Origin of the sequence: Streptomyces galbus, from assembly GCF_005280195.1 — a bacterium.
Lineage (GTDB): Bacteria > Actinomycetota > Actinomycetes > Streptomycetales > Streptomycetaceae > Streptomyces > Streptomyces galbus.
The window spans coordinates 234,282-261,012 of sequence record NZ_SZPR01000018.1; the positions used below are offsets into that span (position 1 = coordinate 234,282).

Below are 26,731 nucleotides of genomic sequence, written 5' to 3' on the forward strand. Positions count from 1 at the left end.
CCGCCCGGAACCCGGTGAACGCGCCCCCGGCCGCTCAGCCGCGGGCCCGCTGGGTGACGGCGATGCAGACGAGCACCGCCGCGGCCGTCAGCGGGGCGGCGGGCGTCAGGTGCTCGCCGAGCAGCAGCACCGACCACACCAGTGTGAGCAGCGGCTGGGCGAGCTGCAACTGACTGGCCTTCGGGATGCCGATGGCCGCCATGCCCCGGTACCAGACGACCAGTCCGAGGAACTGCGAGCCCGCCGCGACCCACAGCAGCCCGGCCACGCTGTGCCCGGTCAGCGCCACCGGCTCGTACGTCAGGGCCACCGCGGCGGCGGGCACGGACAGCGGCAGGCACAGCACCAGCGCCCAGCCGATGACCTGCCAGCCGGGCATCACCCGGGCCAGCCGGCCGCCCTCGGTGTAGCCGGCCGCGCACACCAGCAGCGCGCCGAACAGGTACAGGTCGGCGGTGCTCAACGCCCCGCCGCTCTGCTGCACGGTGAACGCCACCACCGCGCCCGCGCCCGCCAGCGCCGCCAGCCAGAAGGTGCGCGAGGGGCGGGTGCCCGTCCGCAGCGCGGACAGCAGCGCCGTGGTCAGCGGCAGCAGCCCGACCACCACGGCCGCGTGCGCGGTGGTGGACGTCTGCAGGGCCAGCGTGGTCAGCATCGGGAAACCGACGACGACCCCGGCGGCCACCACCGCGAGCCCGGCCCAGTGGCGCCGGGCGGGCACCGGGGCCCCCACCGCTAGCAGGCAGCCGCCGGCGATCAGCGCGGCCAGCACACTGCGGACCGCGACCAGGCTCCACGGCCCGAACCCCTCCAGACCCCACGCGGTCGCGGGGAACGTCAGGGAGAAGGCGACGACACCGAGCGCCGCCTGGAGGGTGCCGGCGGAGCGGGACGCCGCCGGGGTGCTGACTGCTATCGGCGCCGGAGCGATAGCGCTACTCTGTGTCTTCATGTACGAGCGTAGCAGTGTGGCCGACCTGGCGAACCAGTTGCGTCGAGAACTGGACCGCTACTCGCCGGGTGGAAAGCTCCCGTCGAGCCGGGCCCTCGTCGACCGCTTCCGGGTCAGCCCCGTGACCGTGTCCCGGGCGCTGGCCCAGCTCGCCGCCGAGGGGCTGGTGGTCACCCGTCCCGGCGCGGGCGCCTTCCGCGCGCGGCCCCGCCCGGCCGCGGCGCCGGCCGGGGACACCTCCTGGCAGGAGGTCGCGCTGAGCGCCGACGGCGCCGCCGACCTCGTACCGCGCTCGGTCGACGCCGACGGCGTCACCGTCTCGCTGGCCGCCCCGCCGCCCGGGGTGATCGAGTTCAACGGCGGCTACCTGCACCCCTCCCTCCAGCCGGAGCGCGCCATGGCGGCGGCGCTGGCCCGGGCCGGCCGGCGGCCCGGGGCGTGGGGGAGGCCGCCCATGGAGGGGCTGCCCGAGCTGCGCGAGTGGTTCGCGCGGACCATCGGCGGCTCGGTGACCGCCGCCGAGGTGCTCATCGCGGCGGGCGGGCAGTCGGCGCTCACCACCGCCCTGCGGGCGCTCGCCCCGCCCGGCGCCCCGGTCCTGGTCGAGTCGCCGACCTACCCCGGCATGCTCGCCATCGCCCGCTCGGCGGGACTGCGCCCGGTCCCGGTGCCGGTCGACGCGGACGGGGTGCGGCCCGCGCTGCTCGCCGACGCCCTGCACGCCACCGGGGCCCGCGTCCTCGTCTGCCAGCCGCTGTTCCAGAACCCCACCGGCGCCGTCCTCGCCCCGGCCCGCCGCGCCGAGGTGCTGCGCATCGCGCGCGAGGCGGGCGCCTTCGTCGTCGAGGACGACTTCGTGCGCCGGCTCGCCCACGAGGACGCCGGGCCGCTGCCGCGCCCGCTCGTCGCGGACGACCCCGACGGGGTCGTCGTGCACGTCGGTTCCCTGACCAAGGCCACCTCGCCGAGCTTCCGGGTCAGCGCCCTGGTGGCGCGCGGCCCCGTGCTGCAACGGCTGCGGGCCATCCAGGTCGTGGACACGTTCTTCGTGCCGCGGCCGCTGCAGGAGGCCGCGCTGGAACTGGTCGGTTCGCCCGCCTGGCCCCGCCACCTGCGCGCCATCGCCACCGCGCTGAAGACCCGCCGCGACACGATGACCGCGGCCCTGGCCCTGCACCTGCCCGAACTCGCCCTGCCGCACGTCCCGTCCGGCGGCTACCACCTGTGGCTGCGGCTCCCGGACGGCACCGACGAGTCCGCCGTCACCGCCGCGGCCCTGCGCGCCGGTGTCGCCCTCACCCCGGGCCGCCCCTACTTCAGCGCCGAACCCCCGGCCCCGCACCTGCGGCTGAGCTTCGCGGCCGTCGCCGGGGAGGGCGAGATCACCGAGGGCGTACGGCGCCTGCGGGCGGCCTGCGACGAGGCGCTGCCGCAAACCGTTCGACACGACGGACCCGCCCCTGAGAGGTTCCTGCCATGACCGACACCCCGCCGCTCGCCGACGGCTACGAGCTCTCCACCGACCCCGCCCGCATCGACGCCGCGCGCGTGCACCACTGGCTGTCCACCGACGCGTACTGGGCGATCGGGCGCGACCGGGACAAGCAGGACCGGGCCATCGCCGGGTCGCTGAACTACGGCGTGTACGACACGGCCTCCGGCGAGCAGGTGGCGTACGCGCGCGTGGTGACCGACCGGGCCACCTTCGCCTGGCTGTGCGACGTCTACGTGGACCGGTCCGTGCGCGGCAAGGGCCTCGGCACGGCCCTCGTCGCCGCGATACGCGACGAGATGGAACCGCTCGGGCTGCGCCGGATGCTGCTCGCCACGCACGACGCGCACGGGGTGTACCGGAAGGTGGGCTTCGCGCCGCTGGAGGTGCCGGAGCGGTGGATGGCGCTGGTCTTCGAGCCGCCCGTTTCCGGCGGGATGCCGGGCTCGTCCTGACTGGCGGGTAAGTTTTCGGGCACCTTCCGTGAATGCGCGCGAACAAGCCTTGACCTGCCCAGTTCGCGGGCAGACCATCCACGCATGGCTCTTCGGGTGACGTTCGTCGCCGCCGCGCGCAGCACTCCCGCGCTGGCGGAGCGCTTCCAGGACGACCGGCCGCTGGACCAGGCGGGCTGGGAGGAGGTGCAGCGTGCCGCCGGCGAGCTGATCCCGCTCGCCGCGGCCGAGCTGCGCTACTGCTCGCCGACCCCGCGCAGCCGCGCGACGGGGGACGCCCTCGGGTACGCCCCGCTGGTGCAGCTCGCCCTGCGCGACTGCGACATGGGCCGCTGGCAGGGCCTCACCCTCGGCGAGGCGATGGCCCGTGAGCCGGAGGCGGTGGACGCCTGGCTGGCCGACCCGCGTTCCGCCCCGCACGGCGGCGAGCCGCTGCTCGCGTTCATCGCGCGGGTCGGAGGCTGGCTCGACACCCGGCCCGTCGAGGACGGCGGCCGGATCGTCGCCGTCGCCGAACCCTCGGTGATCCGGGCCGCCCTGGTCTACGCGCTGATGGCACCCCCGGCGACGTACTGGAACCTCGACGTGCGCCCCCTGTCGACGACCACGGTCACGGGGCGGGGCGGCCGCTGGAACCTGCGCTTCGACGGGGTGGCGGGGGAGGCGCTGCGGGCGTAGTGCCTCAGCGGGCCGACGGGTCCTCCAGGCGGGTGTAATCCGTCGTGAGGATCAGATCCTTGGCCGGGCCGCGCACCCGCCACACCGTGCGCCAGCGGTCGGCGTCCAGGACGGTGAACTCGCCGCGGTACAGGTCGGCCGAGCACGGGTGGTCGGCGACGTGGTGCCCGCGCGTCAGGTCCAGGTCGTGGAAGAAGCGGCCGTCGGCGAAGCGCACGTCGGCGGTGCCGGGCACCGGGCCGGGCAGGAAGCGCAGGGTGCGCTCGGCGGGGCGCGCGACCGACCGCCAGGTGAAGGTGCCGCGCTCCTCGTGCAACAGCCCGCCGTCGTCCTCCGCCAGCGGCCGGAACACGGTGGTCCCGTCGAACGAGCCCTCGTCCCCGCTCGCCAGATCCCGGGCGACCCGCCGCACGCGCCAGCCACCGGCCAGATAACCCAGCGCATCGCCCACGGGCCAGCAGCCGCCCACCGTCACTCGCTCCCCGATCCGATTCCGCCCCGACAGAACAGACAGCCGTCGAGATACGCCACGGGACTCAGCACCCGGTGCCGCACGCAACACCCCAGCTCCGACAGCTGGGGCAGGACGTCACGGTCGGGCTCGACCTCCGGGGGCTCGAAGCCCGCCACGATCTTCCGGAACCTCTGGAGATACGCCAGGGCATGCGGCGGCTCCTGGCCGAGCAGCTCCCACCGGTACCGCCGCTCCGCCAGCCCGATGGCCCGCAGCACGAACCCCTTGGCGGCGTCCCGCCGCGGAGCCGTCCGCCCCCAGTGGATCTCCGCGAGGTCGAATCCGACCGCTCCCCGCCCCATGAGCTCCTGGTCCTGCAGCGCGACCAGCCCGCCGAACCGGTACTCCCACGGACACCGGGCGAGCCCGGACACGGCCGGCAACAACACCTCGACGAAGACGTCCGTCCCGCCGTTGGAGAGGTACAGCCGGCCGTCCCCGGCGCCGAAGGTGTTGCCCATAAGGGTCCAGGCTAGACGGCGGCATGACGGACGGAGTCCCCGCATACCCATCCACCCGCATTGCATAAACGTACATTGCAACGTATAGTCATGCCATCCAGGAGGAGGAGCAATGGCGGTACGTGCGGCAGTGGCCGGGGCGAGTGGGTATGCCGGGGGTGAGGTGCTGCGGCTGCTGCTCTCGCATCCCGGGGTCGAGATCGGCGCCCTCACCGGCAATTCCAACGCGGGCCAGACGCTCGGCGCGCTCCAGCCGCACCTGCTGCCGCTGGCCGGGCGGGTGCTGGAGGAGACCAGTGCCGAGGTGCTCGCCGGGCACGACGTCGTCTTCCTCGCCCTGCCGCACGGCCAGTCCGCCGCCGTCGCCGAGCAGCTCGGCCCCGACGTGCTGGTCATCGACATGGGCGCCGACTTCCGGCTGAGGGACCCGGCCGACTGGGAGCGGTTCTACGGCTCCGCGCACGCCGGCACCTGGCCCTACGGCCTGCCCGAACTGCCGGGCGGCCGCGCCGCGCTGGAGGGGTCCAAGCGCATCGCGGTCCCCGGTTGCTACCCCACCGCCGCCACCCTCGCCCTCTTCCCCGCCTACGCGGCCGGGCTCGCCGAGGCCGAGGCCGTGATCGTCGCCGCGTCCGGCACCTCCGGCGCCGGCAAGGCGCCCAAGCCGCACCTGCTGGGCAGCGAGGTCATGGGCTCCATGTCGCCGTACGGCGTCGGTGGCGGCCACCGGCACACCCCCGAGATGATCCAGAACCTCAGCGGCGTCGCGGGGGAGCGGATCGCCGTGTCGTTCACGCCGACCCTCGCCCCGATGTCCCGCGGCATCCTCGCCACCTGCAGCGCCAAGGCCGCCCCGGGCGTCACCGCGGACACCCTGCGCGCCGCCTACGAGAAGGCCTACGCCGACGAGCCGTTCGTCCACCTGCTGCCCGAGGGGCAGTGGCCCGCCACGGCGTCCGTCCACGGTTCCAACGCCGTTCAGGTGCAGGTCGCCTACGACGCCGCGGTGCACCGCATCATCGCGATCAGCGCCCTCGACAACCTCACCAAGGGCACGGCGGGCGGCGCCGTCCAGAGCATGAACATCGCCCTGGGTCTCGACGAGACCACGGGGCTTTCCACGATCGGAGTCGCTCCGTGAGCGACGCACGTGCAGCCACCGGGCCGCAGACGAAGAAGAAACCGGCAGCGGCGCGCTGCACGGGCGGAGAAGCGAACGAGGAGATGCAGTGAGCGTCACGGCAGCCAAGGGATTCACGGCGGCGGGCATCGCCGCCGGGATCAAGGAGAACGGCAACCCCGACCTGGCCCTCGTGGTCAACGTCGGGCCGCGCCGCGCCGCCGCCGGCGTCTTCACCTCCAACCGCGTCAAGGCCGCCCCCGTCCTGTGGTCCGAGCAGGTCCTCAAGAGCGGCCAGGTCTCCGCCGTCGTCCTCAACTCCGGCGGCGCCAACGCCTGCACCGGCCCCAAGGGCTTCCAGGACACCCACGCCACCGCCGAGAAGGCCGCCGAGGTGCTCGGCCGCGGCGCCGTCGAGGTCGCCGTCTGCTCCACCGGCCTGATCGGCGTGCTGCTGCCCATGGACAAGCTGCTCGCGGGCGTGGAGACCGCCGCGGCCCAGCTCTCCGAGCACGGCGGCGAGAAGGCCGCCATCGCCATCAAGACCACCGACACCGTCCACAAGACGTCCGTGGTGACCAAGGACGGCTGGACCGTCGGCGGCATGGCGAAGGGCGCGGGCATGCTCGCGCCCGGTCTCGCCACGATGCTGGTCGTCCTCACCACCGACGCCGACCTCGACGCCGCCACCCTGGACGAGGCGCTGCGCGCCGCCACCCGGGTCACCTTCGACCGCGTCGACTCCGACGGCTGCATGTCCACCAACGACACCGTGCTGCTGCTCGCCTCCGGAGCCTCCGGGATCACCCCGGAGTACGCGGAGTTCGCCGACGCCGTACGGGCCGTCTGCGACGACCTCGGCCAGCAGCTCATCCGCGACGCCGAGGGCGCCAGCAAGGACATCAAGGTCGAGGTGATCAACGCCGCCAGCGAGGACGACGCCGTGGAGGTGGGCCGCTCCATCGCCCGCAACAACCTCCTCAAGTGCGCCATCCACGGCGAGGACCCCAACTGGGGCCGCGTGCTCTCCGCGATCGGCACCACCCGCGCCGCCTTCGAACCCGACCGGCTGAACGTCGCCATCAACGGCGTCTGGGTCTGCAAGGACGGCGGCGTCGGCGAGGACCGCGAGAAGGTCGACATGCGCTACCGCGAGGTGCACATCGTCGCCGACCTCGCCGCCGGCTCCGAGACCGCGACCATCTGGACCAACGACCTGACCGCCGACTACGTCCACGAGAACAGCGCCTACTCCTCATGACACCCACGCGAAAGCACACCGCGCTGCCCAAGGCGCAGATCCTCATCGAGGCGCTGCCCTGGCTGACCCGGCACAACGGCAGGACCGTCGTCATCAAGTTCGGCGGCAACGCCATGGTCGACGAGGAGCTGAAGGCCGCGTTCGCGCAGGACGTCGTCTTCCTGCACCACGCCGGCCTGAAGCCGGTCGTCGTGCACGGCGGCGGCCCGCAGATCAGCGCCGCCCTCGACAAGCACGGCATCGTCAGCGAGTTCAAGGCGGGCCTGCGCGTCACCACCGAGGACGCCATGGACGTCGTACGGATGGTGCTGGCCGGGCAGGTCCAGCGCGAGCTGGTCAACCTGCTCAACCAGCACGGCCCGCTCGCCGTCGGACTCACCGGCGAGGACGCGCACACCATCACCGCCACCAAGCACCGGCCCCGGATCGACGGCGAGTCGATCGACATCGGGCGGGTCGGCGAGATCACCGACATCGACACGGGCGCCATCGAGGCCCTGCTCGCCGACGGCCGCATCCCGGTCGTCTCCTCGATCGCCCGCAGTCAGGACGACGGGCATGTCTACAACGTCAATGCTGATACGGCGGCTGCGGCACTCGCTGCTGCTCTGGACGCCGAGACCCTCATGGTCCTCACGGACGTCGAGGGACTCTACGAGGACTGGCCGCACTCCGACGAGGTGATCAGCCGCCTCACCGCGTCCCAGCTGGAGAAGCTGCTGCCGGACCTGAGCTCCGGCATGGTCCCGAAGATGGAGGGCTGCCTGCACGCCGTCCGCAACGGGGTGCACACCGCCCGCGTCATCGACGGCCGGGTCCCGCACTCGATCCTGCTGGAGATCTTCACCGACGAGGGCATCGGCACGATGGTCGTGCCCGACGAGCACGAGGGGGAGTCGTGAGCAACGAGGAACTGACCACCCGGTGGCAGGGCGCGCTCATGAACAACTACGGCACGCCCAGGCTGCCGTTGGTCCGCGGGGCGGGCACCCGGGTGTGGGACGCCGAGGACCGGGCGTACCTCGACTTCGTCGGCGGCATCGCCACCAACGCCCTCGGCCACGCCCACCCGGCGATCGTCGAGGCGGTCAGCACGCAGATCGCGTCCCTCGGGCACATCTCCAACTTCTTCATGGCCGAGCCGACCGTCGCCCTCGCCGAACGGCTCCTGCACCTCTTCGGCCGCGACGGCCGGGTGTTCTTCTGCAACTCCGGCGCCGAGGCCAACGAGGCCGCCTTCAAGATCGGCCGGCTGACCGGGCGCACCCACATGGTCGCCACCGAGGGCGGCTTCCACGGCCGCACCATGGGCGCCCTCGCGCTGACCGGACAGCCCGCCAAGCAGACCCCGTTCCTGCCCCTGCCCGCCGACGTCACCCACGTGCCGTACGGCGACGCCCAGGCGCTCGCGGCCGCGGTCACCGAGGAGACCGCCCTCGTCGTCATCGAGCCCGTCCAGGGCGAGAACGGCGTCGTCGTGCCCCCCGCCGGCTACCTCAAGGCGGCCCGGGCGATCACGGCGGCCACCGGCGCGCTGCTCGTCCTCGACGAGGTGCAGACCGGCGTCGGGCGCACCGGGTCCTGGTTCGCCTACCAGGCCCACGAGGGCGTGCTGCCCGACGTGGTCACCCTGGCCAAGCAGCTCGGCGGCGGCCTGCCGCTGGGCGCGACCGTCGCCTTCGGCCGGGCCGCCGACCTGCTGCAACCGGGCCAGCACGGCACGACGTTCGGCGGCAACCCCGTCGCCTGCGCGGCCGGCCTCGCCGTCCTGGACACCATCGCCTCCGAGGGGCTGCTGGAGAACGTCAAGCGGCAGGGCGAGAGGTTGCGCGAGGGGATCGAGGCACTGAACCACCGGTTGATCGACCATGTCCGGGGCGCGGGCCTGCTCCTGGGTATCGTGCTCACCGAGCCGCTCGCGCCCCAGGTGCAGCTGGCGGCTCAGGAGGCCGGGTTCCTGGTGAACGCGCCCGCCGCCGACGTCGTACGGCTGATGCCGCCGCTGAACCTCGGCGACGACGAGGTGGAGGCGCTTCTGCGGGCGCTGCCCGGCATCCTCGACGCAAGCGCGCACGGGGACGGACGAGCCGGAGAATGAGACGACGATGAGCCAGGCGCAGGACGACCACGGGCAGCCGGACGCGGCCGGCCCCGCCGTGCCGCAGACCCGCACCGCACGCCACCGCCGGATCGTGGACATCCTCAACCGGCAACCGGTGCGCTCACAGAGCCAGTTGGCGAAGCTGCTGGCCGACGACGGGCTGAGCGTCACGCAGGCGACGCTGTCGCGGGACCTGGACGAGCTGAACGCGGTGAAGATCCGCAACACCGACGGCGAGCTCATCTACGCGGTGCCCAGCGAGGGCGGCTTCCGCACCCCGCGGGCCCCGCTCGGGGAGTCGGCGAAGGAGGAGCGGATGCGCCGCCTCTCCCAGGAGCTGCTGATCTCCGCGGAGGCCTCGGCCAACCTCGTCGTCCTGCGCACCCCGCCGGGTGCCGCGCAGTTCCTCGCCTCGGCGATCGACCAGGCCGAACTGCACGACATCCTGGGCACGATCGCCGGCGACGACACCCTGCTGCTCATCAGCCGCAACCCGACCGGGGGGCAGGCCCTGGCGGACCACTTGCTGCGGTTGGCGCAGAACGGCCACTGACGCGGGTGCCCTGGCCGAGCGGTCGCGGTGGTCGGTTGGCCGCGGGTGTGTGGGGGCTGGTCGCGCAGTTCCCCGCGCCCCTGGGTCCGGGGCGGTGGCGGTGATCGGTCGGCTGCAGGCGCGTGGGGGGCGGTCGCGCAGTTCCCCGCGCCCCTGGGGGCCGGGAGTGGTGGCGGTGGTCGGCCGGCCGCGGGCGCGTCGGGGCCGGTCGCGCGTTCCCCGCGCCCTTTCAGCCGAGCCTCGCCGCCAACCCCCCGGTGCACCGCACCTCGTCGCCCGCCGTGATGAGCAGGGCCTCCGTGTCGGGGAGGGGGTCCAGCCAGGCCAGGCCCGCTCGCGAGCCCATCGCGAACGCCGCCGTGGCCCAGCAGTCCGCCCAGGTCAGGCGGGGGGCGACCACGGTGACGGCGACGAGGTCGGTGACCGCCGAGCGGCCCGTGCGGGGGTCCACGATGTGCGCGCCCCGCTCCGCCGTGCCGGATGTCGCCACCGCCAGCTCGGACACCCCGGCCGTCGAGATCACGGCCGCCAGGCCGCCCGGCCGCAGCGGGTCCGCGACCCCGACCCGCCAGGGCCGGCCGGGCGCGGGCACGCCCAGCAACTGGACGTCGCCGCCCCCGTTGACGCTGACCCCGCACACCCCGGGGACCTCCGCGAGCAGCCGCGCGGCGCGCTCCGCCGCCCAGCCCTTCACGATCCCGGTCGGGTCCAGCCGCCCCTGGTGGCGCAGGCTGAACCACCCGTCGCTGGTCCGCTCGGCCCGCGCCCCGAGCCGGAGCACCTCGCCCACCTCGGGGGCGCAGTCGGCGACGGTCAGCTCCCCGCGCGCCAGCCGGGACACCTCGCTGTCCTCGCGGTAGGTGCTGAACACCTCGTCGACCCGGTGCAGCCCCGCGACCGCCGCGTCCAGCGCCCCGCGCACCGCCCCGGGCTCCCCGCCGCGCACGTCGAAGGAGAAGACCGTCCCCATGACCTCCTCCGCGTGCCGCACCGCGGGGGGCGCCTCAGCAGGCTCGGCCACGGTGTCAGCCACCGGCCCGGTCCAGCGCCGACTGGAGCGACTTCTTGTAGCCCTCGCTGGTGTACGTGGCACCGGAGACCGAGTCGATGTCCGCGCTGCCCGCGGCGACCGCCTCCCGGTTGAGCCTCGGGACGGCCAGCGCCGTCTTCTGGTCGCTCTCCCCGCCCTGGGGCGCCTGCACGGCCTCGGCCCCGGTGATCCTCCCGCCGCTGACGGTGACGCGGACCTGGACGGGACCGTACTGCGTCTGCGCGACCGCACCGGTGACGGTCCGCGCCGCCCCCGCCCCGCCCGCACCCTGCGAGGCCGAGGCCGAAGGTGCGGGCGCCGGCGCCGCCTTCGCCTTGTCGATCGCCGACTGCAGGGACTGGCGGTAGCCCGCGCTGGTGTAGGTCGCCCCGGACACCGCGTCGATGTCCGCGCTCTGCGCGGCGACCGCCTCCTGGTTCAGCTTGGGCACCGCGTCGGCGGTGACGGAGTCGCTCCGGCCGCCCTTGGGCGCCTGGACGGCCTCCGCCTTGGTGATCTTCCCGCCGGCCACGGTCAGCCGTACCTGCACGACGCCGTACTGGGTCTGCGCCGCGTCCCCGGTGACCGTGGCGCCCGTGGCGGCCCCGGCCCCGCCCTGGACCGACTCCCGGGCCGCCCCGGGAGCACCCGGCGCCGCGCCCGCCGCCGCGGACGCCGGGTCCGACCCGGGCTTCAGCGACAGCAACAGCACGATCCCGGACACGGTGGCGGCGGTCGTCAGCACGACGCGCCGGATCGGGTGGCTCTTCCTCATCAGTTCCCAAGCTCCTGGTTCCGCGGGTTCGGCGGGTCCTGCGGGGTCCGCAGTCCGCGTGCGAAGGACGTACCGGCGCTCACATCTCGAACGACTCGTGGTGGATGCGGCGGGCCGGCACCCCGGCGCCGCGCAGCGCGTCGTACACCGACCGGGCGAAGCCCGCCGGGCCGCACATGAAGACGTCGTGGTGGTCGATGTCGGGGATCTTGCGCTGCAGGGACTCCGCCGAGATGTCGGGCCGCTCCCCGTCCGGGCTGTTCACCGCGTACATCAGCCGCGCCCCGCGCTCGTCGGCGATCTTCGCCAGCTCGTCCCACAGGGCCAGGTCCTGTGTGCTGTTGGCCCGGTACAGCAGCGTGATGTCCCCGGCCGCACCCGGCAGCGTCTCGAACAGCGCCCGCATCGGGGTGATGCCCACCCCGCCGGCCACCAGCAGCACCTTGCCGCGGCTGCGCCGGGAGGCGGTCAGGGCGCCGTACGGGCCCTCCGCCCACACGCGCGTGCCCGGCCGCAGCTCGCGCAGGGCGGCACTGTGGTCGCCGATCGCCTTGACCGTGATGCGCAGCAGGTCCGGGCGGGGCGCCGCCGACAGCGAGTACGGGTGGGAGCTGAACCGCATCCCCGGCGCGAGGAACCGCCACCGGAAGAACTGCCCCGCCTCCGCGCCCATCCGGTGCAGCTTGCGCCCGCCGATCAGCACCGACACGATCCCGGGCGTCTCCTCGATGACCGCCTCGACCCGCATGCGGTGGCGCAGGTTCAGCCGGATCGGGGTGAGGATCCGGTACCACAGGACCAGCGCGGTGACCGTGCCGTACAGCGCGTACCAGGCGGTCCTGGCGGCGGGCTCGACGGCGAAGTCGTTGCCGGTGGTGATCTGGTGCCAGAACGTCAGGAACACCGCCGCGTACGTCATCAGGTGCACGTGGTACCAGGTGTCGTACGGCATCCGGCGGCGCACCCCGCCCGCGGAGACCAGCCCGATGAGGAGCAGCAGTCCGGTGCCGACGGCCGCCTTGCCCATGTCCGGCAACTGGTCGACGGAGTCGACCGTCTGCTGGACGATGTCGCCGAGCGACTTGCCGGCCTGCAGCGCGTACCCCCACATGATGAGGAACACGTGCGCCACCACCAGGCACAGCGTGTAGCGGCCGCTCATCGCGTGCCAGCGCGCCACCCGGTCGGAGCCGACCCGCCGCTCCAGCGCGGGCACCCGCGCCATCTGCAGCACCACCAGGGCCATCAGGTAGCCGGCGAGCAGTCCGGTGATCCGGCCCGCGTTGAGGATCCGGCTGTCGTCGTCCGCGATGGACGGGGTGTGGGCCCACCACAGCCACAGCACGCCCGCCGCGCCCGCCCACACGGCGATCAGCAGCGGGACGGCGGGGGAGCGGCGCGGGCGGATGCGGCGCATCGTCTGGCGGCGGGCGGCACGTCCGCCTGCGATCGTGGTGGTCACGGTTCCTCCGGGGGGACTTGACCCTTGGACCACGAATACGTGCCGCGACGCGGGAGTGTTCAGCGAGCCGCCGGGGTCACAGGCCCGCCGCATCCAGCGCGGACTGGAGTGACTCGCGGTAACCGTCGCTCGTGTACGTCGCGCCCGACACGGTGTCGATGTCCGCGCTCTGCGCGCGCAGGGCCTCGCTGCGCAGTTCCGGCAGGGCGTAGGAGTTGATCTGCTGGTCGCGCGGGTTGTCCCGCGGGTACGTCACCGCCGTGACGTCCGTGATCCTCCCGTCCGTCACGGTGACACGGACCTGGACCGGGCCCCAACGGGTCTGCACCGGCTCGCCGGTGACGGTCCGCGTGCCGGACGCGCTCCCTCCACCGGACCCGGACCCGCCTGATCCGCCCGGCGCGCTCGCGCTGCTCGACGGCGCCGGTGCCGCCGTCACCTCCGGCGGGCTGTGGGGCTTGAGCGACAGCAGCAGGACGAAGGCCGACACGGTGCCGGCGCACGCCAGCACCGTCCGGCGCAGGGGACGGGTCTTCCTCAACGGGTGCACGACGCCTCACAGTTCGAACGACTCGTGGTGGATCCGCCGGTCCGGTACACCGGCGGCGCGCAACGCCTCGTACACGTCCCGGGCGAAGCCGTGCGGCCCGCAGACGTAGACGTCGTGGCCGGGCAGGTCCGGGACGGCCGCGCGCAGCGACGCGGCGGTGAGCGGGGGGCGCCGGCCGTGCTCGTCGTTGAGCGCGTACAGCACCCGCGCGCCGCGCCACCGGCCGATCGCCTCCAACTCGCCGCCCAGCGCCAGGTCCTCGGCGCCGTGCGCCCGGTAGAGCAGCGTGACCTCGCCGGGCAGCGTCTCGAACAGCGCCCGCAGCGGGGTGATGCCGACGCCCGCCGCGACCAGCAGCGCCTTCGGCGCGCTCTGCCGGTCGGCGGTCAGCGAGCCGTACGGGCCCTCCGCCCACACGCGCGTGCCGGGCCGCAGCAGCGCCACGGCCGCGCTGTGCCCGCCGAGCGCCTTCACGGTGATCCGCAGCAGGTCCCCGCGCGGCGGCGCCGACAGCGAGTACGGCGTCGACGTCCAGCCCAGCCGGGCGCCGAGGAAGCGCCAGCGGAAGAACTGCCCGGCCCGCACGTCCAGCCGGTCCAGGCGCCGCCCGCGCACGACGACCGAGTACACGCCCGGCGCCTCCGGCTGCACCGACTCCACCCGCAGCCGGTGCCGCAGGTTCAGCCGGACCGGCACCAGCACCCGGAACCACAGGACCAGCGCGGCCGTGCCGACGTACAGCGCGTACCAGGCGGCCGTGGCCACCGGCTCGCCGGCCAGGTCGTCGCCGAGGGCGAGTTGGTGGCCGAACGCGAGGAACACGGCGGCGTAGGTGAGGAGGTGGACGTAGTACCAGAACTCGTAGCCGGTACGGCGGCGCACCGCGCGCACCGAGGTGACGCCGACCGCGAGGAGGACCATGGTGCCGGCGGTGGCCTTGAGCATCTCGGGGTAGTCCAGGACGACGGTCAGCGTCTCGGCGACCAGTGAGCGGTGGTCCTGGGCCGCGTACCCGGCGAGGACCAGCACGACGTGCGCCACCAGCAGGCAGACCGTGTAGCGGCCGCTCATCGCGTGCCAGCGGGCCACCCGGTCCGAGCCGACCCGCCGCTCCAGCAGCGGCACCCGCGCCATCAGGCCGACGAGCACCGCGCACGCGTACCCGCACAGCAGCCCCGCGATCCGCCCGGCCCCGGTCAGCCAGCCGGCCGCGCCGGCCACCGACCCGGTGTCCGACCACCACAGCGCCACCACGGCCGCCGCCCCCGCCCACAGCGCGGCCAGCAGCGGACCGGCGGGGGAGCGCGGCCGCCGGGCGGCCCGGCAGGGGGCCGTTCCTCGTCGCTCGTACACGGTGGTCATGGGCCGGTCCTTTCGCCTCGTCGCCCGCCACTGTGCGGACCGAACCTCTGAGGGGCCTTTGAGCGGCCGGTCCTGGGCACGGACTCAGAGGAAACTCAGAGCCACCCCAGAGGCTGCGGGCACCGCGCAGGCGCGATGCTGGTAGCAGCCATGAACACGACCCGCTCCGGGCGCCCCGCCCTCACCCGCCCCGACGGCACCCCGCTGCGGGTGCTCGTCGTCGACGACGACCCGGACCTCGCCGAGGTGCTCTCCGGCGCCCTGCGCTACGAGGGCTGGCGGATCCGCACCGCCGGCGACGGCGCCTCGGCGCTGGCCGCCGCCCGCGAGCTGCTGCCCGACGCGGTGGTCCTCGACGTGATGCTGCCCGACACCGACGGCTTCGCCGTGCTGCGCGACCTGCACGCCGTCAAGCCGGACGTCTGCGTGCTGTTCCTGACCGCGCGGGACGCCGTCGAGGACCGCATCGCCGGGATCACGGCGGGCGGCGACGACTACGTGACCAAGCCCTTCAGCCTGGAGGAGGTCGTCGCCCGGCTGCGCGGCCTGCTGCGCCGGGCCGGCATGGCCCGCCAGCCGGACGAGGGCCCCCGGCTGGTCGTCGGCGACCTGGTCATGGACGAGGAGGCCCGCGAGGTCACCCGGGGCGGCGAGCTGGTCGAACTGTCCCCGACCGAGTTCGAGCTCCTGCGCTTCCTGATGCGCAACCCCCGCCGCGTCCTGAGCAAGGCCCAGATCCTCGACCGCGTCTGGTCCTACGACTTCGGCGGCCGCGCGCATGTCGTGGAGCTGTACATCTCCTACCTCCGCAAGAAGGTCGACGCCGGCCGCGACCCGATGATCCACACCGTGCGCGGGGCGGGCTACGTGCTCAAGCCGGTCACCCCGTGAGGGCCGTGCGATGAGGTCCGCCCGATGAGGCCCGTCCGGCTCGCCCGGCCCGGCTGGCCGCGCACCCTGCGGGCCCGGCTGACCGTCGGGCTCGTGGTGCTGCTCGCCGTGAGCTGCGCGGCGGTGGGCGTGGCCGCCGTGGTCGAGCTGGAACGCTTCCTCACCAGCCGCGTCGACCAGCAGCTCAGCGACGTCGGCACCCGGTTCCCTGCGAGCCTGGAGCACACCGGCCGGCTCCCGGGCGACCGCGACGACCACGACGGCGACGAACGCGGCGACACCCGCCGCCAGGCCACCGGCACCTTCGGCGCCCGGCTGGTCGACGGGCGGGTCACCAACGCGGCGGTGGTCCGCTCCGGCGACGTGACGGCGGACCTGAACGTCGTTCTGACCGCCCGGGACGCGCGGCACCTGGCCGCCGTGCCCGTCGACGGCCGGGGTCACAGCGTGCAGCTGTCCGCCCTGGACGACTACCGGGTCTCGGCCGGCCGGGGCCTGGACGGCGACGTGCTGATCACCGGGCTGCCGCTGGAGCCGGTGGAGGCCGCCGTGCACCGGCTGGAACTGGTCGCCGGCAGCGTCTTCGGCGTCGCGCTCGCGGTCACCGGCGTGGCCGGTGCCCTGTGGGTGCGCTGGTCGCTGCGCCCGCTCAGCCGGGTCGCGGCCACGGCCACCCGGGTCAGCGAACTCCCCCTCGCCAGCGGGGAGGTGGCCCTGCCGCCCCGGGCGCCCGAGTCGGACCCGCGCAGCGAGGTGGGGCGGGTGGCGAGCGCCTTCAACCGGATGCTGGGCCACGTCGAGGACGCGTTGACCAAGCGCCACGCGAGCGAGGAACGGCTGCGCCGCTTCGCCGCCGACGCCAGCCACGAACTGCGCACCCCGGTCGCCTCGGTGCGCGGCCACGCGGAACTGGCCCTGCTGCACCCGGGCCCGGTGCCGCCGGAGGTGGCCCGGGCCCTGGAGCGCATCGCGGCGGAGTCCTGCCGGATGGGGGAGATGGTCGACGAGATGCTGCTCCTGGCGCGGCTGGACGCGGGCCGCCCGCTGGAGCGCGGCGCGGTGGACCTCACCCGGCTGGTCCTGGACGCCGTCACCGACGCGCGGGCCGCGGGACCCGGCCACCGCTGGACCCTGGACCTGCCGGAGGAACCGGTCACCGTCCCCGGCGACACCCACCGCCTCCACCAGGTGCTGGCCAACCTGCTGGCCAACGCGCGGCTGCACACACCCGTGGGCACGGCGGTGACGGTGACCCTGCGCACCGAGGAGGGCACCGCGGTCCTCACCGTCCACGACGACGGCCCCGGCATCCCAGACGACGTCCGCCCCTCGGTCTTCGAGCGCTTCACCCGGGCCGACCGCCGCCGCCCGGACGGCTCGGGCGGCGGTGCGGGACTCGGCCTGTCGATCGTCGCCGCGGTGGTCGAGGCGCACGGCGGGAGCGTGTCCGTGGGAAGCAGTCCGGGCGCGACGACGTTCACCGTGCGGCTCGCCGTGTCGCAGACCGCGTGAGCCCCTGACCGGGCAGGCGCGTGGTCGGGTCAGTACCGGGTGACGGCGGTCGCCCCGCCCGTCGTCCCCACGGCGATGTGCGGCCCGCGCGCGGGATCGGCCCAGCGCAGGATCCGCCGCATGTCCGCCGCCGGCACCGACACGCAACCGGCCGTCGCGCCGCGCCCGTTGACGTGCAGGAAGATCCCGGCGCCCCGGCCGCGCACCGGCGTGCGGTAGTTGAAGCCGATGACCAGTGCGTGGGCGTACTGCGCCGGGTAGGAGACGAGGTGCTCCGACTCCGCCGCCCGGCAGTCCGCCGGACGCGGGTCGGTCCAGCGGTTGTACGACCGCGAGTCGTTGTCCTCGCACCACCACGAGCTCTGCCGCACGGCCCGGTACGGGTACCGCGTCCCGGGGGGTGCCGCCCCGGTGCCGAAGGCGAACGGCAGGTCGTACAGCCCGGTCGGCGTCGTGCTGGTGCCCTGCCGGCGCTTCGTCCCCTCGACGAGCCCCTTCGCACCGAACCGCGCGGACGCCGACCCGGCCTTCACCCAGCGCCCGCCCACCCGGTCCCACCAGGTCACGGTGCCGGACGTCGAACCGGTGCGCGCGGCCACGGCGGTGACGAGCTGGGTGCCGCCGCCGGTGTCGCGCATCCGCGCGGGCAGCGGCGGCGGGGCCCCGGCGGCACCGGCGGGCGCGGCGCCGAGCAGCAGGAGGGACAGGGACGCGAGGGCGACGGCACCGGGGCGCATGCCTCAGACCGTAGAGGGCGGCAGCGGCAACGGCAGCCCGGGTAGTCCGTCCAGGCTGGTCGCGATGTGGTCCTTCTTGGTGAAGTACGCGTCGAGCGAGGCGTCGTCCTCGCGCGCGAACCGCTTGGCGTGCAGGTCGCGTTCGGCGTCGTAGCTCATGAACGGCACCGCGTAGCCGCAGGTGTCGCGCACCAGTTCGGCGTGCACGAGGATGACGGCGCGCAGGCCGTGCGGCGTGGGGTCGATGCCGGGGAAGTGGGCGAGGAGCTCGCCGAAGCGGGGGTCGTCGCGGAAGACGGGCTCCCCGCGCCCGTGCACCCGCACGATGTTGGGCGGCCCCTGGAAGGCGCACCACATCAGCGTGATCCGCCCGTTCTCCCGCAGGTGGGCGATGGTCTCGGCGTTGGAGCCCGCGAAGTCGAGGTAGCCGACGGTGTGCTCGTCGAGCACGGCGAAGGATCCCTTGAGGCCCTTGGGGGAGAGGTTGACGGTGCCGTCGCCCGAGAGGGGTGCGGTGGCGGTGAAGAAGACCGGCTGGGACTCGATGAACGTGCGGAGTCTGCCGTCGATGCGCTCGTAAGTCTTTCCCATGTCTAACGATTATCGGGGCAGATGATTCGCCTGTCTAAGGAATTGGCCGATCGCTTCCCCGCACCCCAGTGGCCGCCCCGGCCGGCGCTTCCTGCGGGGCGGCCACCGGCCTGTCACGTCACCGGTTCGACGTGCAGGCGGCCAGGGCGTCGAGGCCCTGGGGCCTGGTGCCCTTGCGGCCGATGGCGAGGGCGATGCGGTCGATGGTGGAGACGCGCTTGTCCTTGAGGGGGCCGAGGATGGCGTTCTGGACGAAGTGGGGTCCGCCCTGGCCGACGGTCTTGGCGAGGCGGGTGTTGGCCTCGTCGATCTGGGTCTTGAGCAGGGCGAGGTTGCGGTCCACCTCGGCCTTCGCGGAGGGGGGCACGGCGGGGAGGCGGGAGGCGACGTCCGGGCAGGTGATCGTGCCGGGGCCGGTGTTGCCCGCGGTGCCACTGCCGTTGCCGCCCGCGTTGCCCGCGTTGCCCTGGCCGCCCGGGGTCCGGGTCGCCGCGCCGCCCGCGCCGGTGCCCCCGGTGCCGAGGGCGCACCCGGCCAGGGCGTCGAGGCCCTGCGGCTTGGTGCCCTTGCGGCCGATGGCGAGGGCGATGCGGTCGATGGTGGAGACGCGCTTGTCCTTGAGGGGGCCGAGGATGGCGTTCTGGACGAAGTCGGGTCCGCCCTGGCCGACGGTCTTCACCAGGCGGGTGTTGGCCTCGTCGATCTGGGTCTTGAGCAGGGCGAGGTTGCGGTCCACCTCGGCCTTCGCGGAGGCGGGCACGGCGGGGAGGCGGGAGGCGACGTCCGGGCAGGTGATCGTGCCGGGGCCGGCGGCGAGCGTCCGGGCGTCGGCGGCGCCACCCCGGCCCGGTTCCCCGGCCAGCGCTGAGTTCACCACCACCGCGCCGGTCAGGGCCAGAGCGGCGGCGCCGCCGACGATCGCCACGCGGCGCTTGTTGTACTGGGGGAGAGCCCTGGACATGCGGAAGCCTCACTTGGGTCAGGAGCGGGTGGACGGACGCGGCGCCTGCGTCCAGCGGTGAGTACGGGCAAGCGCTTGCAGTTGTTCAAGGTTGTTCAACGTTGTTGCGAAAACCCGGATCTCCTCCGGCGGAGCCGGCGCGGCACCCCCGGCGTGAATTGACGAATCATGCATAGCTCTGCATACTCATGCACACAACGTGGTGACCGGCAGCGGTGAGGAGCAGCGCAAGTGAGCAGCAACAGCGGTGACGTACGGCTCTGGGGCGGCCGTTTCGCCGACGGCCCCGCCGAGGCCCTGGCCAAGCTGTCCGCGTCCGTCCACTTCGACTGGCGGCTGGCGCCCTACGACATCGCCGGTTCGCGCGCCCACGCACGCGTGCTGCACAAGGCCGGCCTGCTCACCGAGGACGAGCTGGAGCGCATGCTCGCCGGGCTGGACCGGCTCGAGGCCGACGTGGCCTCGGGCGCGTTCGTCGGCACCATCGCCGACGAGGACGTCCACACCGCCCTGGAGCGGGGCCTGCTGGAGCACCTGGGCCCCGACCTGGGCGGCAAGCTGCGCGCGGGCCGCTCCCGCAACGACCAGGTCGCCACCCTCTTCCGGATGTACCTGCGCGACCACGCCCGCGTCATCGGCGGTCTGGTCGCCGACCTCCAAGAGGCGCTGATCGGCCTGGCCGAGGCCCACCCGGACGTGGCGATGCCCGGCCGCACCCACCTCCAGCACGCCCAGCCGGTGCTGTTCGCCCACCACGTCCTCGCGCACGTGCAGGCGCTGTCCCGGGACGCCGAGCGGCTGCGCCAGTGGGACGCGCGCACGGCCGTCTCGCCGTACGGCTCCGGCGCCCTGGCGGGTTCCTCGCTGGGCCTGGACCCGGAGGCCGTCGCCCAGGACCTCGGTTTCGAGCACGGCAGCGTCGGCAACTCCATCGACGGCACGGCGTCCCGCGACTTCGTCGCCGAGTTCGCCTTCATCACCGCGATGATCGGCGTGAACCTCTCCCGGATCGCCGAGGAGATCATCATCTGGAACACGAAGGAGTTCTCCTTCGTGACCCTGCACGACGCCTTCTCCACCGGCTCGTCGATCATGCCGCAGAAGAAGAACCCGGACATCGCCGAGCTGGCCCGCGGCAAGAGCGGCCGCCTGATCGGCAACCTGACCGGCCTGCTGGCGACGCTGAAGGCCCTGCCCCTGGCGTACAACCGCGACCTGCAGGAGGACAAGGAGCCGGTCTTCGACTCCTGCGACCAGCTCGAGGTGCTGCTGCCCGCCTTCACCGGCATGCTCGCCACCCTCACCGTGCACCGCGAGCGGCTGGAGGAACTGGCCCCGGCCGGATTCTCCCTGGCCACCGACATCGCCGAGTGGCTGGTCAAGCAGGGCGTGCCGTTCCGGGTGGCGCACGAGGTGGCCGGCGAGTGCGTCAAGGCCGCGGAGGCCGAGGGCAAGGAGCTGGACGAGCTGACGGACGAGCAGTTCGCCAAGATCAGCGCCCATCTGACCCCCGAGGTCCGCACCGTCCTGAACGTGCCCGGCGCCCTGGCCTCCCGCAACGGCCGCGGCGGCACGGCCCCGAGCGCCGTCGCCGTGCAACTGGCCGAGGTCAAGGCGGACGTGGCGGCCCAGCAGGAGTGGGCGAACGCCAAGAAGTGAACCCGGGGCGTCGCGGGTTACGTTGGTCCGGCACCCGCCCGACCGAACGGAGCCCGCGATGCCCTTCGCACGTCTCGCGACCGCCACGACGCCCACCTGCCACCTCGGGCTGGGCCTCGCCGCCGTCGGACGGCCCGGCTACATCACCCTCGGCCGGGACCGCGACCTGCCCGCCGACCGCAGCGTCGACGCCCTGCGGGCCCGCACCCATGAACTCCTCGACGCCGCCTACGCCCAGGGCGTCCGCTACCTCGACGCCGCCCGGTCCTACGGCCGCTCCGAGGAGTTCCTCGCCGACTGGCTGGCCGCCCGCCCCGACGTCACCGACGTCGTCGTCGGCAGCAAGTGGGGCTACACCTACACCGCCGGCTGGTCCGCGGACGCCGAGACGCACGAGGTCAAGGACCACAGCCTCGCGACGTACGAGCGTCAGCGCGCCGAGACCGACGCCCTGCTCGGCGACCGCCTCGACCTGTACCAGATCCACTCGGTGACCCCGGACAGCCCCGCCCTCACCGACAAGGAGCTCCACGCGCGCCTCGCCGAGGCCGCCGCGGCGGGTCTCACCGTCGGCTTCTCCACCAGCGGTCCCGCCCAGGCCGACGCGATCCGCGCCGCCCTGGAGGTGACCGTCGACGGCACCCCCCTCTTCCGGACCGTGCAGTCGACGTACAACGCCCTGGAGACCTCCGCGGGCCCCGCCCTCGCGCAGGCCCACGACGCGGGGCTGACCGTCATCGTCAAGGAGGGCATGGCCAACGGCCGTCTCGCGGAGCCGTACGCCCCGGCCGCCCTGCGGGCCGTGGCCGAGGAGACCGGCCTCGGCTGCGACGCCGTGGCCCTCGCCCTGGTCCTGCGGCAGCCCTGGGCCGGCGTCGTCCTGTCCGGCGCCGCCACGGCCGCGCAGCTCGCCTCCAACCTGCACGCGGCGGCCGTCGACCTGGACGAGGACCAGCTCGCCCGCCTGGCCACGCTCGCCGAGGAACCGGGCGCGTACTGGGAGCGGCGCGCGCAGCTCCCCTGGCACTGAGAACCCCTCCGCACCACCCCTGCTGATACACCCATGCCCACGGTGAGACAATCGTGTCTCACGTGAGCTACACTCGTCTCATGGCTGTCGACCGTGACCAGGTGCTCCGCAGCGCCGCCGCCCTGCTGACCCGCACCCCCACCGCGACCATGGACGAGGTCGCCAGGGCCGCGGGCATCAGCCGCGCCACCCTGCACCGGCACTTCGCCGGCCGCGACGCGCTGGTGCGCGCGCTGGAGTCGCTCGGTGTCGCCGAGTGTGAAGCGGCGCTCGACCGGGCCCGGCTGGACGACGGGCCGGCCGGCGACGCGCTGCGCAGGCTCGTGCGGGAGATCGAACCCGCCGCCGGGCTGCTCGCCTTCCTCTACGGGGAGAACCAGCTCTGGGAGGACGGCGGCGACGAACCCTGGGCGCGGCTCGACACCCGCATCGCCACCGTGTTCGTACGCGGCCAGCAGAGCGGGGAGTTCCGCATCGACCTCAGCCCGGCCTGGCTCACCGAGGCGCTCTACGGCCTCGTCGCCTCCTGCGCCTGGGCCACCCAGGCCGGACGCGTCGCCCCCAAGGACTTCACCCACATGGTTGTCGAGCTGCTGCTCGGCGGCGCACTACGGAGAGAGGAACCATGACCAGCACCCTGCAGCCGGCGCACCCGACCGAGGCGGTGAAGCGCCCGGGCCGCTGGCTCGCGCTGTCCGTCCTGGTGCTCGCCGTGCTGCTGGTGGCCGTCGACGCGACCGTCCTCGGTCTCGCGACCCCCTACATCAGCGAGGACCTCGAGCCCTCCGGCACCCAGCTCCTGTGGATCGGCGACGTGTACTCGTTCGTCATCGCGGGTCTGCTGGTCTCGATGGGCAGCCTCGGCGACCGCATCGGCCGCAAGCGGATCCTGCTCTGCGGCGCCACGGCGTTCGGCGCGATCTCGGTCCTCAACGCCTACGCCGGCACGCCCGAGACGATGATCGCGGCCCGCGCCCTGCTCGGCGTCGCCGGCGCGACCCTGATGCCGGCCACCCTGGCCCTGATCCGCCACCTCTTCCACGACCCGCGCGAGCGCAGCCTGGCCGTGGGCATCTGGGGTGCGGCGGCCTCGGCCGGCACGGCGGTCGGCCCGATCGTCGGCGGCTTCCTGCTGGAGCACTTCTGGTGGGGCTCGGTCTTCCTGATCAACCTGCCCGTGATGGCGGTGCTGGTCCTGGTCGGCATCCGCACCCTGCCCGAGTCCCGCAACCCCCACCCGGGCCCCTGGGACCTGCCCAGCGTGCTGCTGTCCCTGGTCGGCATGATCGCCGTGGTGTACGCGGTGAAGGAGGCCGCGGCCCACGGCTTCGCCTGGCCCACCCTGGGCGCCGGCGTCCTGGGCGCCGCCGCGCTGTACGGCTTCGTACGACGCCAGCTCACCCTGCCGTCGCCGCTGCTGGACATGCGGCTGTTCCGCAACCGCGGCTTCTCCGGGGCGGTCCTGGCCGACCTGCTGACCGTCCTGGGCCTGTCCGGGCTGGTGTTCTTCCTGTCGCAGTTCCTGCAACTGGTCCAGGACCGGCCCCCGTTCGAGGCGGGGCTGGCCGAACTGCCCGCCGCGATCGGCGCGGTGGCCGCCGGCCTGGTGGCCGGCCGTGCCGCGCGCCGCTTCTCGGTGCGCGCGGTGGTCTCCGGCGGCCTCGCGGCGATCGGGCTGGCCCTGGCCGTGATCACGGTGATCGACGCGTCCACCGGCTACCCGCTGCTGGGAGCGGCCCTGCTGGTCGTCGGCGTCGGAGCGGGCTTCTCCTTCACCGTGACGGCCGACGTCATCCTCTCCTCGGTCCCCAAGGACCAGGCGGGCGCGGCCTCGGCGGTCTCCGAGACGGCGTACGAACTGGGCGCCGCCCTGGGCATCGCCGTCCTGGGCTCCATCGTGACGGGCGCCTACCGCGACTTCACCGCACCGGCGGGCACGCCGGCCGGGGCGCACGAGTCACTGGGCGGAGCGGTCGAAGCGGCGTCGCACCTGCCGGCGCCCACCGCCGACACCCTGCTGACCTCGGCCCGCGAAGCCTTCGTCCACGGCCTCCACCTGGCCTCGGGCGCGGGAGCGGCGGTCCTCCTGATCACAGCGGCAGCGGCCTGGTTCCTCCTGAGGAACCAGCGCCTCGAAACCGGAGCGTGAGTGGTCCCACCCAGGGGACCTGACCCGGGGCAATGCTGCGACCGGCCGTCACCGCCCCCACCCAGGGGCGCGGGGAACTGCGCGACCGGCCACAACGCACCCGCACCCGAAAGACAACCGGCACTCCCCGTAGCCCCCCGGCCCAACCCCCGGAGGGTTACGCCGCCTTGGCCTTCGTGGCGTACATGTCCACGTACTCCTGCCCCGACAGCCGCATGACCTCGGTCATCACGGAGTCCGTCACGGCCCGCAGCACGTACCGGTCGCGGTCCATCCCGTCGTAGCGGGAGAACTCCATCGCCTCGCCGAAGCGCACCGTCACCCGGCACGGCCGCGGCATCCCGGACCCGCCCGGCTGGATCTTGTCCGTGCCGATCATGGCGAACGGCACGACCGGCGCACCGGTCATCAGCGTCAGCCGCGCGATACCGGTGCGCCCCCGGTACAGCCGCCCGTCGGGCGACCGCGTGCCCTCGGGGTAGATCCCGAAGACCCGGCCCTCCTCCAGGATGCGGCGCCCGGTCATCAGCGCGGCCACCCCGCCCTTGCCGCCGTCGCGGTCCACCGGGATCATGCCGACGCCGGTGAAGAACCAGGCCATCAGCCGGCCCTTGAGGCCCTTGCCGGTGACGTACTCGTCCTTGCCGATGAAGCAGACCTGGCGGTCGCACACCAGCGGCAGGATCATCGAGTCGATGAACGTGAGGTGGTTGCCGGCCAGGATGACCGGTCCGTCGCCCGGGATGTGCTCCACGCCCTCGACCCGGGGGCGGAACATCAGGCGCATGATCGGTCCGAGCACTGCCTTGATGAGCACGAAGCGGGACAACGGGCCCTCCGATGTCAAGGGGTTCAGTATGAGTCTGTGCAGGTGAGGACGATACTCGCGGGCCGGGGGGTGACGCACATCGGGTTCACCCGCGTCTTACGAGGTATTGACGCACCTTTACCTGCGGCGGCGCTCCGCAACCCCGCCGTCACCCGGCCGGAACGTGTGACGGACGTCGCGTTCTCCTCGCTCCTCGGGTACCCGTCCGGCCGTACCCGATTCCGACGGACCGTCAGCCGTTCGTACCACCACGCGCCATGCCCCGGCAGCGGCCCGTTCGGCCCGACGCCTCCCGTCGGTCATGTTCACGCCCCTACGATCGGCGCGCACCGCACGAGCCGACGGCAGGAGGCGCCATGGGAACGCAGGAGTCGAACGAACAGACGCGCGGCACCGGACGACGGGCCCTGTTGGGCGCCGCCGTCGTGGGCGCGACCGGAGCCGTCCTCGGCGCGCCGGGCACGGCACGGGCCACCGGGGCCCGGCACACCGGCGGCGGCCTGAAGAGCCTGCCGGTGCCGACGGTCATCGGTCACCGGGGCGCCAGCGGCTACCGCCCCGAGCACACCTTCGGCTCCTACCAGCTCGCCCTGGACCTGGGCGCGGACATCGTCGAGGCCGGCGACCTGGTCCCCACCAAGGACGGCCACCTGGTCTGCCGGCACGAGCCGGAGATCGGCGGCACCACCGACGTCGCCGACCACCCCGAGTTCGCCGGCCGCCGCACCACCAAGGTCCTGGACGGCGTGCCCACCACCGGCTGGTTCACCGAGGACTTCACGCTCGCCGAGCTGAAGACCCTGCGCGCCGTCGAGCGCATCCCCGCCAACCGGCCGCACAACACCCTCTACAACGGACACTGGGGGATCCCCACCTTCGAGGAGGTCCTCAGGTGGCAGGACGAGCAGACCCGCAGGCGCGGCAAGCAGGTCTGGATCTACCCGGAGACCAAGCACCCCACCTACTTCCGCAAGCTCGGCCTCGGCCTGGAGGAGCGCGTCGCCGCGCTGCTGCGCAAGCACGGCAAGGACAGGCGCACCTCGCCGGTCATCCTGCAGTCCTTCGAGCCGACCAGCATCCAGCGCCTGAACAAGCTGGTCGACAACCCCCTGGTCGTGCTGCTGTCCGGCGCGAGCAGCCGCCCGTGGGACTTCGTCGAGACGGGCGACCCGCGCACGGTCGCGGACCTCGTCACCAAGCAGGGCCTGCGGGAGATCGCCTCCTACGCGCAGGGCATCGGCCCCACCCTCGACCTGGTCGTCCCGAGGGACGCGAACGGCAGGCTCACCACGCCGACCGGCCTGGTGAAGGACGCCCACGCGGTCGGCCTGATCCTGCACCCGTACACCATGCGCAACGAGAACCCGTTCCTGCCCGCGGAGTTCCGCAAGGGCACGGACGCCGACGGGTACGGCGACGCCTTCGGCGCCTTCCGGGCCTACTTCGCCACCGGCATCGACGGGGTCTTCACCGACAACCCGGACACGGGCCTGCTCGCGCGCCAGGAGTTCCTGCGGGGCTGACCCCGCGTCCCGCGCGGACAGCCCCGCGCGGACCCCCATCGAGTGACAGCCGGCCGTCCGGGCAACCCACCGCCCGGGCGGCC

Annotated in this window: 27 protein-coding genes; 15 read left to right on the plus strand and 12 right to left on the minus strand. The window is 73.8% G+C overall.

What is annotated here, in order from left to right; all coding sequences use genetic code 11:
- Window positions 1–34: 34 nt before the first annotated feature.
- The gene (locus E4U92_RS22245) at window positions 35–952 is read right to left on the minus strand and encodes a DMT family transporter (protein WP_137302201.1); all 918 of its coding nucleotides are present in this window, start codon (window positions 950–952) and stop codon (window positions 35–37) included.
- Here E4U92_RS22245 and E4U92_RS22250 point away from each other — a divergent pair.
- The 3 genes from E4U92_RS22250 (at window position 951) to E4U92_RS22260 (ending at window position 3,577) form a co-directional block, all read left to right on the plus strand.
- Complete coding sequence (locus E4U92_RS22250; protein WP_137302202.1) at window positions 951–2,432, plus strand: aminotransferase-like domain-containing protein; 1,482 nt, start codon at window positions 951–953, stop codon at window positions 2,430–2,432. The two genes, E4U92_RS22245 and E4U92_RS22250, sit on opposite strands and share 2 nt — an antisense overlap.
- Window positions 2,429–2,899, plus strand: a complete 471-nt coding sequence (locus tag E4U92_RS22255) for a GNAT family N-acetyltransferase (protein WP_137302203.1) — start codon at window positions 2,429–2,431, stop codon at window positions 2,897–2,899. Before E4U92_RS22250 ends, E4U92_RS22255 begins: the two co-directional genes overlap by 4 nt.
- Window positions 2,900–2,983: 84 nt before the next feature.
- Window positions 2,984–3,577 (plus strand): histidine phosphatase family protein, encoded by a 594-nt coding sequence (locus tag E4U92_RS22260; protein WP_137302204.1) that lies wholly within the window; start codon window positions 2,984–2,986, stop codon window positions 3,575–3,577.
- Between the two features lie 4 nt (window positions 3,578–3,581).
- Here the strand turns inward: E4U92_RS22260 and E4U92_RS22265 are convergent, their stop codons facing one another.
- Window positions 3,582–4,046: a DUF6314 family protein gene (locus E4U92_RS22265; RefSeq protein WP_137302383.1), complete on the minus strand. Its 465-nt coding sequence runs from the start codon at window positions 4,044–4,046 to the stop codon at window positions 3,582–3,584.
- A gap of 2 nt (window positions 4,047–4,048) precedes the next feature.
- On the minus strand, window positions 4,049–4,552 hold the full coding sequence (locus tag E4U92_RS22270; protein ID WP_137302205.1) for a hypothetical protein: 504 nt from the start codon (window positions 4,550–4,552) through the stop codon (window positions 4,049–4,051).
- A gap of 112 nt (window positions 4,553–4,664) precedes the next feature.
- On the opposite strand from E4U92_RS22270, the gene argC reads away from it, so the two are divergent.
- The 5 genes from argC (at window position 4,665) to E4U92_RS22295 (ending at window position 9,587) form a co-directional block, all read left to right on the plus strand.
- Window positions 4,665–5,693, plus strand: a complete 1,029-nt coding sequence (argC, locus tag E4U92_RS22275; RefSeq protein WP_137302206.1) for an N-acetyl-gamma-glutamyl-phosphate reductase — start codon at window positions 4,665–4,667, stop codon at window positions 5,691–5,693.
- An 88-nt stretch (window positions 5,694–5,781) separates the two neighbouring features.
- Window positions 5,782–6,933 (plus strand): bifunctional glutamate N-acetyltransferase/amino-acid acetyltransferase ArgJ, encoded by a 1,152-nt coding sequence (argJ, locus tag E4U92_RS22280; RefSeq protein WP_137302207.1) that lies wholly within the window; start codon window positions 5,782–5,784, stop codon window positions 6,931–6,933.
- The gene (argB, locus tag E4U92_RS22285) at window positions 6,930–7,835 is read left to right on the plus strand and encodes an acetylglutamate kinase (RefSeq protein WP_137302208.1); all 906 of its coding nucleotides are present in this window, start codon (window positions 6,930–6,932) and stop codon (window positions 7,833–7,835) included. The genes argJ and argB overlap by 4 nt, the downstream gene beginning before the upstream one ends.
- Window positions 7,832–9,031 carry an acetylornithine transaminase gene (locus tag E4U92_RS22290; protein WP_137302209.1) on the plus strand — a complete coding sequence of 400 codons (1,200 nt, stop codon included), beginning with the start codon at window positions 7,832–7,834 and terminating at the stop codon, window positions 9,029–9,031. Before argB ends, E4U92_RS22290 begins: the two co-directional genes overlap by 4 nt.
- A 7-nt stretch (window positions 9,032–9,038) precedes the next feature.
- Window positions 9,039–9,587 carry an arginine repressor gene (locus tag E4U92_RS22295; RefSeq protein ID WP_067235329.1) on the plus strand — a complete coding sequence of 183 codons (549 nt, stop codon included), beginning with the start codon at window positions 9,039–9,041 and terminating at the stop codon, window positions 9,585–9,587.
- Window positions 9,588–9,816: 229 nt separating this feature from the next.
- Here E4U92_RS22295 and E4U92_RS22300 read toward each other — a convergent pair whose 3' ends face one another.
- From E4U92_RS22300 to E4U92_RS22320, 5 genes are all read right to left on the minus strand, one after another.
- A complete protein-coding gene (locus E4U92_RS22300; protein ID WP_229862681.1) occupies window positions 9,817–10,620 on the minus strand; it encodes an FAD:protein FMN transferase in 804 nt (267 codons plus the stop codon).
- The gene (locus E4U92_RS22305) at window positions 10,613–11,392 is read right to left on the minus strand and encodes an FMN-binding protein (RefSeq protein ID WP_174863975.1); all 780 of its coding nucleotides are present in this window, start codon (window positions 11,390–11,392) and stop codon (window positions 10,613–10,615) included. Before E4U92_RS22305 ends, E4U92_RS22300 begins: the two co-directional genes overlap by 8 nt.
- 79 nt (window positions 11,393–11,471) lie before the next feature.
- Window positions 11,472–12,854, minus strand: coding sequence for a ferredoxin reductase family protein (locus E4U92_RS22310; protein WP_168725174.1), 1,383 nt, complete (start codon window positions 12,852–12,854; stop codon window positions 11,472–11,474).
- Between the two features lie 76 nt (window positions 12,855–12,930).
- Window positions 12,931–13,404 carry an FMN-binding protein gene (locus E4U92_RS22315; protein WP_137302210.1) on the minus strand — a complete coding sequence of 158 codons (474 nt, stop codon included), beginning with the start codon at window positions 13,402–13,404 and terminating at the stop codon, window positions 12,931–12,933.
- A 6-nt stretch (window positions 13,405–13,410) separates the two neighbouring features.
- A complete protein-coding gene (locus E4U92_RS22320; protein ID WP_137302211.1) occupies window positions 13,411–14,766 on the minus strand; it encodes a ferredoxin reductase family protein in 1,356 nt (451 codons plus the stop codon).
- A 150-nt stretch (window positions 14,767–14,916) separates the two neighbouring features.
- Between E4U92_RS22320 and E4U92_RS22325 the strand changes: the two genes are divergently transcribed.
- Window positions 14,917–15,657 carry a response regulator transcription factor gene (locus E4U92_RS22325; RefSeq protein WP_137302212.1) on the plus strand — a complete coding sequence of 247 codons (741 nt, stop codon included), beginning with the start codon at window positions 14,917–14,919 and terminating at the stop codon, window positions 15,655–15,657.
- A 24-nt stretch (window positions 15,658–15,681) separates the two neighbouring features.
- A complete protein-coding gene (locus E4U92_RS22330; RefSeq protein ID WP_137302213.1) occupies window positions 15,682–17,169 on the plus strand; it encodes a sensor histidine kinase in 1,488 nt (495 codons plus the stop codon).
- A 29-nt stretch (window positions 17,170–17,198) separates the two neighbouring features.
- On the opposite strand, the gene E4U92_RS22335 is transcribed toward E4U92_RS22330, so the two are convergent.
- The 3 genes from E4U92_RS22335 to E4U92_RS22345 form a co-directional block, all read right to left on the minus strand.
- Window positions 17,199–17,906 (minus strand): L,D-transpeptidase family protein, encoded by a 708-nt coding sequence (locus E4U92_RS22335; protein ID WP_137302214.1) that lies wholly within the window; start codon window positions 17,904–17,906, stop codon window positions 17,199–17,201.
- A gap of 3 nt (window positions 17,907–17,909) precedes the next feature.
- Window positions 17,910–18,497: a pyridoxamine 5'-phosphate oxidase family protein gene (locus tag E4U92_RS22340; RefSeq protein ID WP_137302215.1), complete on the minus strand. Its 588-nt coding sequence runs from the start codon at window positions 18,495–18,497 to the stop codon at window positions 17,910–17,912.
- 118 nt (window positions 18,498–18,615) lie between these two features.
- A complete protein-coding gene (locus E4U92_RS22345) occupies window positions 18,616–19,458 on the minus strand; it encodes a hypothetical protein (RefSeq protein WP_174863977.1) in 843 nt (280 codons plus the stop codon).
- 231 nt (window positions 19,459–19,689) lie between these two features.
- Between E4U92_RS22345 and argH the strand changes: the two genes are divergently transcribed.
- The 4 genes from argH (at window position 19,690) to E4U92_RS22365 (ending at window position 24,296) form a co-directional block, all read left to right on the plus strand.
- Window positions 19,690–21,117: an argininosuccinate lyase gene (gene argH, locus E4U92_RS22350; protein ID WP_137302216.1), complete on the plus strand. Its 1,428-nt coding sequence runs from the start codon at window positions 19,690–19,692 to the stop codon at window positions 21,115–21,117.
- Between the two features lie 58 nt (window positions 21,118–21,175).
- Window positions 21,176–22,147 carry an aldo/keto reductase gene (locus E4U92_RS22355; protein WP_137302217.1) on the plus strand — a complete coding sequence of 324 codons (972 nt, stop codon included), beginning with the start codon at window positions 21,176–21,178 and terminating at the stop codon, window positions 22,145–22,147.
- Between the two features lie 80 nt (window positions 22,148–22,227).
- Window positions 22,228–22,776, plus strand: a complete 549-nt coding sequence (locus tag E4U92_RS22360; RefSeq protein ID WP_137302218.1) for a TetR/AcrR family transcriptional regulator — start codon at window positions 22,228–22,230, stop codon at window positions 22,774–22,776.
- Entirely contained in the window at window positions 22,773–24,296 is a 1,524-nt protein-coding gene (locus tag E4U92_RS22365; protein ID WP_137302219.1) for an MFS transporter, read from the plus strand. Before E4U92_RS22360 ends, E4U92_RS22365 begins: the two co-directional genes overlap by 4 nt.
- A gap of 157 nt (window positions 24,297–24,453) precedes the next feature.
- Here E4U92_RS22365 and E4U92_RS22370 read toward each other — a convergent pair whose 3' ends face one another.
- On the minus strand, window positions 24,454–25,125 hold the full coding sequence (locus tag E4U92_RS22370; protein WP_137302388.1) for a lysophospholipid acyltransferase family protein: 672 nt from the start codon (window positions 25,123–25,125) through the stop codon (window positions 24,454–24,456).
- Between the two features lie 356 nt (window positions 25,126–25,481).
- Here E4U92_RS22370 and E4U92_RS22375 point away from each other — a divergent pair, with 356 nt between their 5' ends.
- Window positions 25,482–26,648 (plus strand): glycerophosphodiester phosphodiesterase, encoded by a 1,167-nt coding sequence (locus tag E4U92_RS22375; protein WP_137302220.1) that lies wholly within the window; start codon window positions 25,482–25,484, stop codon window positions 26,646–26,648.
- Window positions 26,649–26,731: the final 83 nt, after the last annotated feature.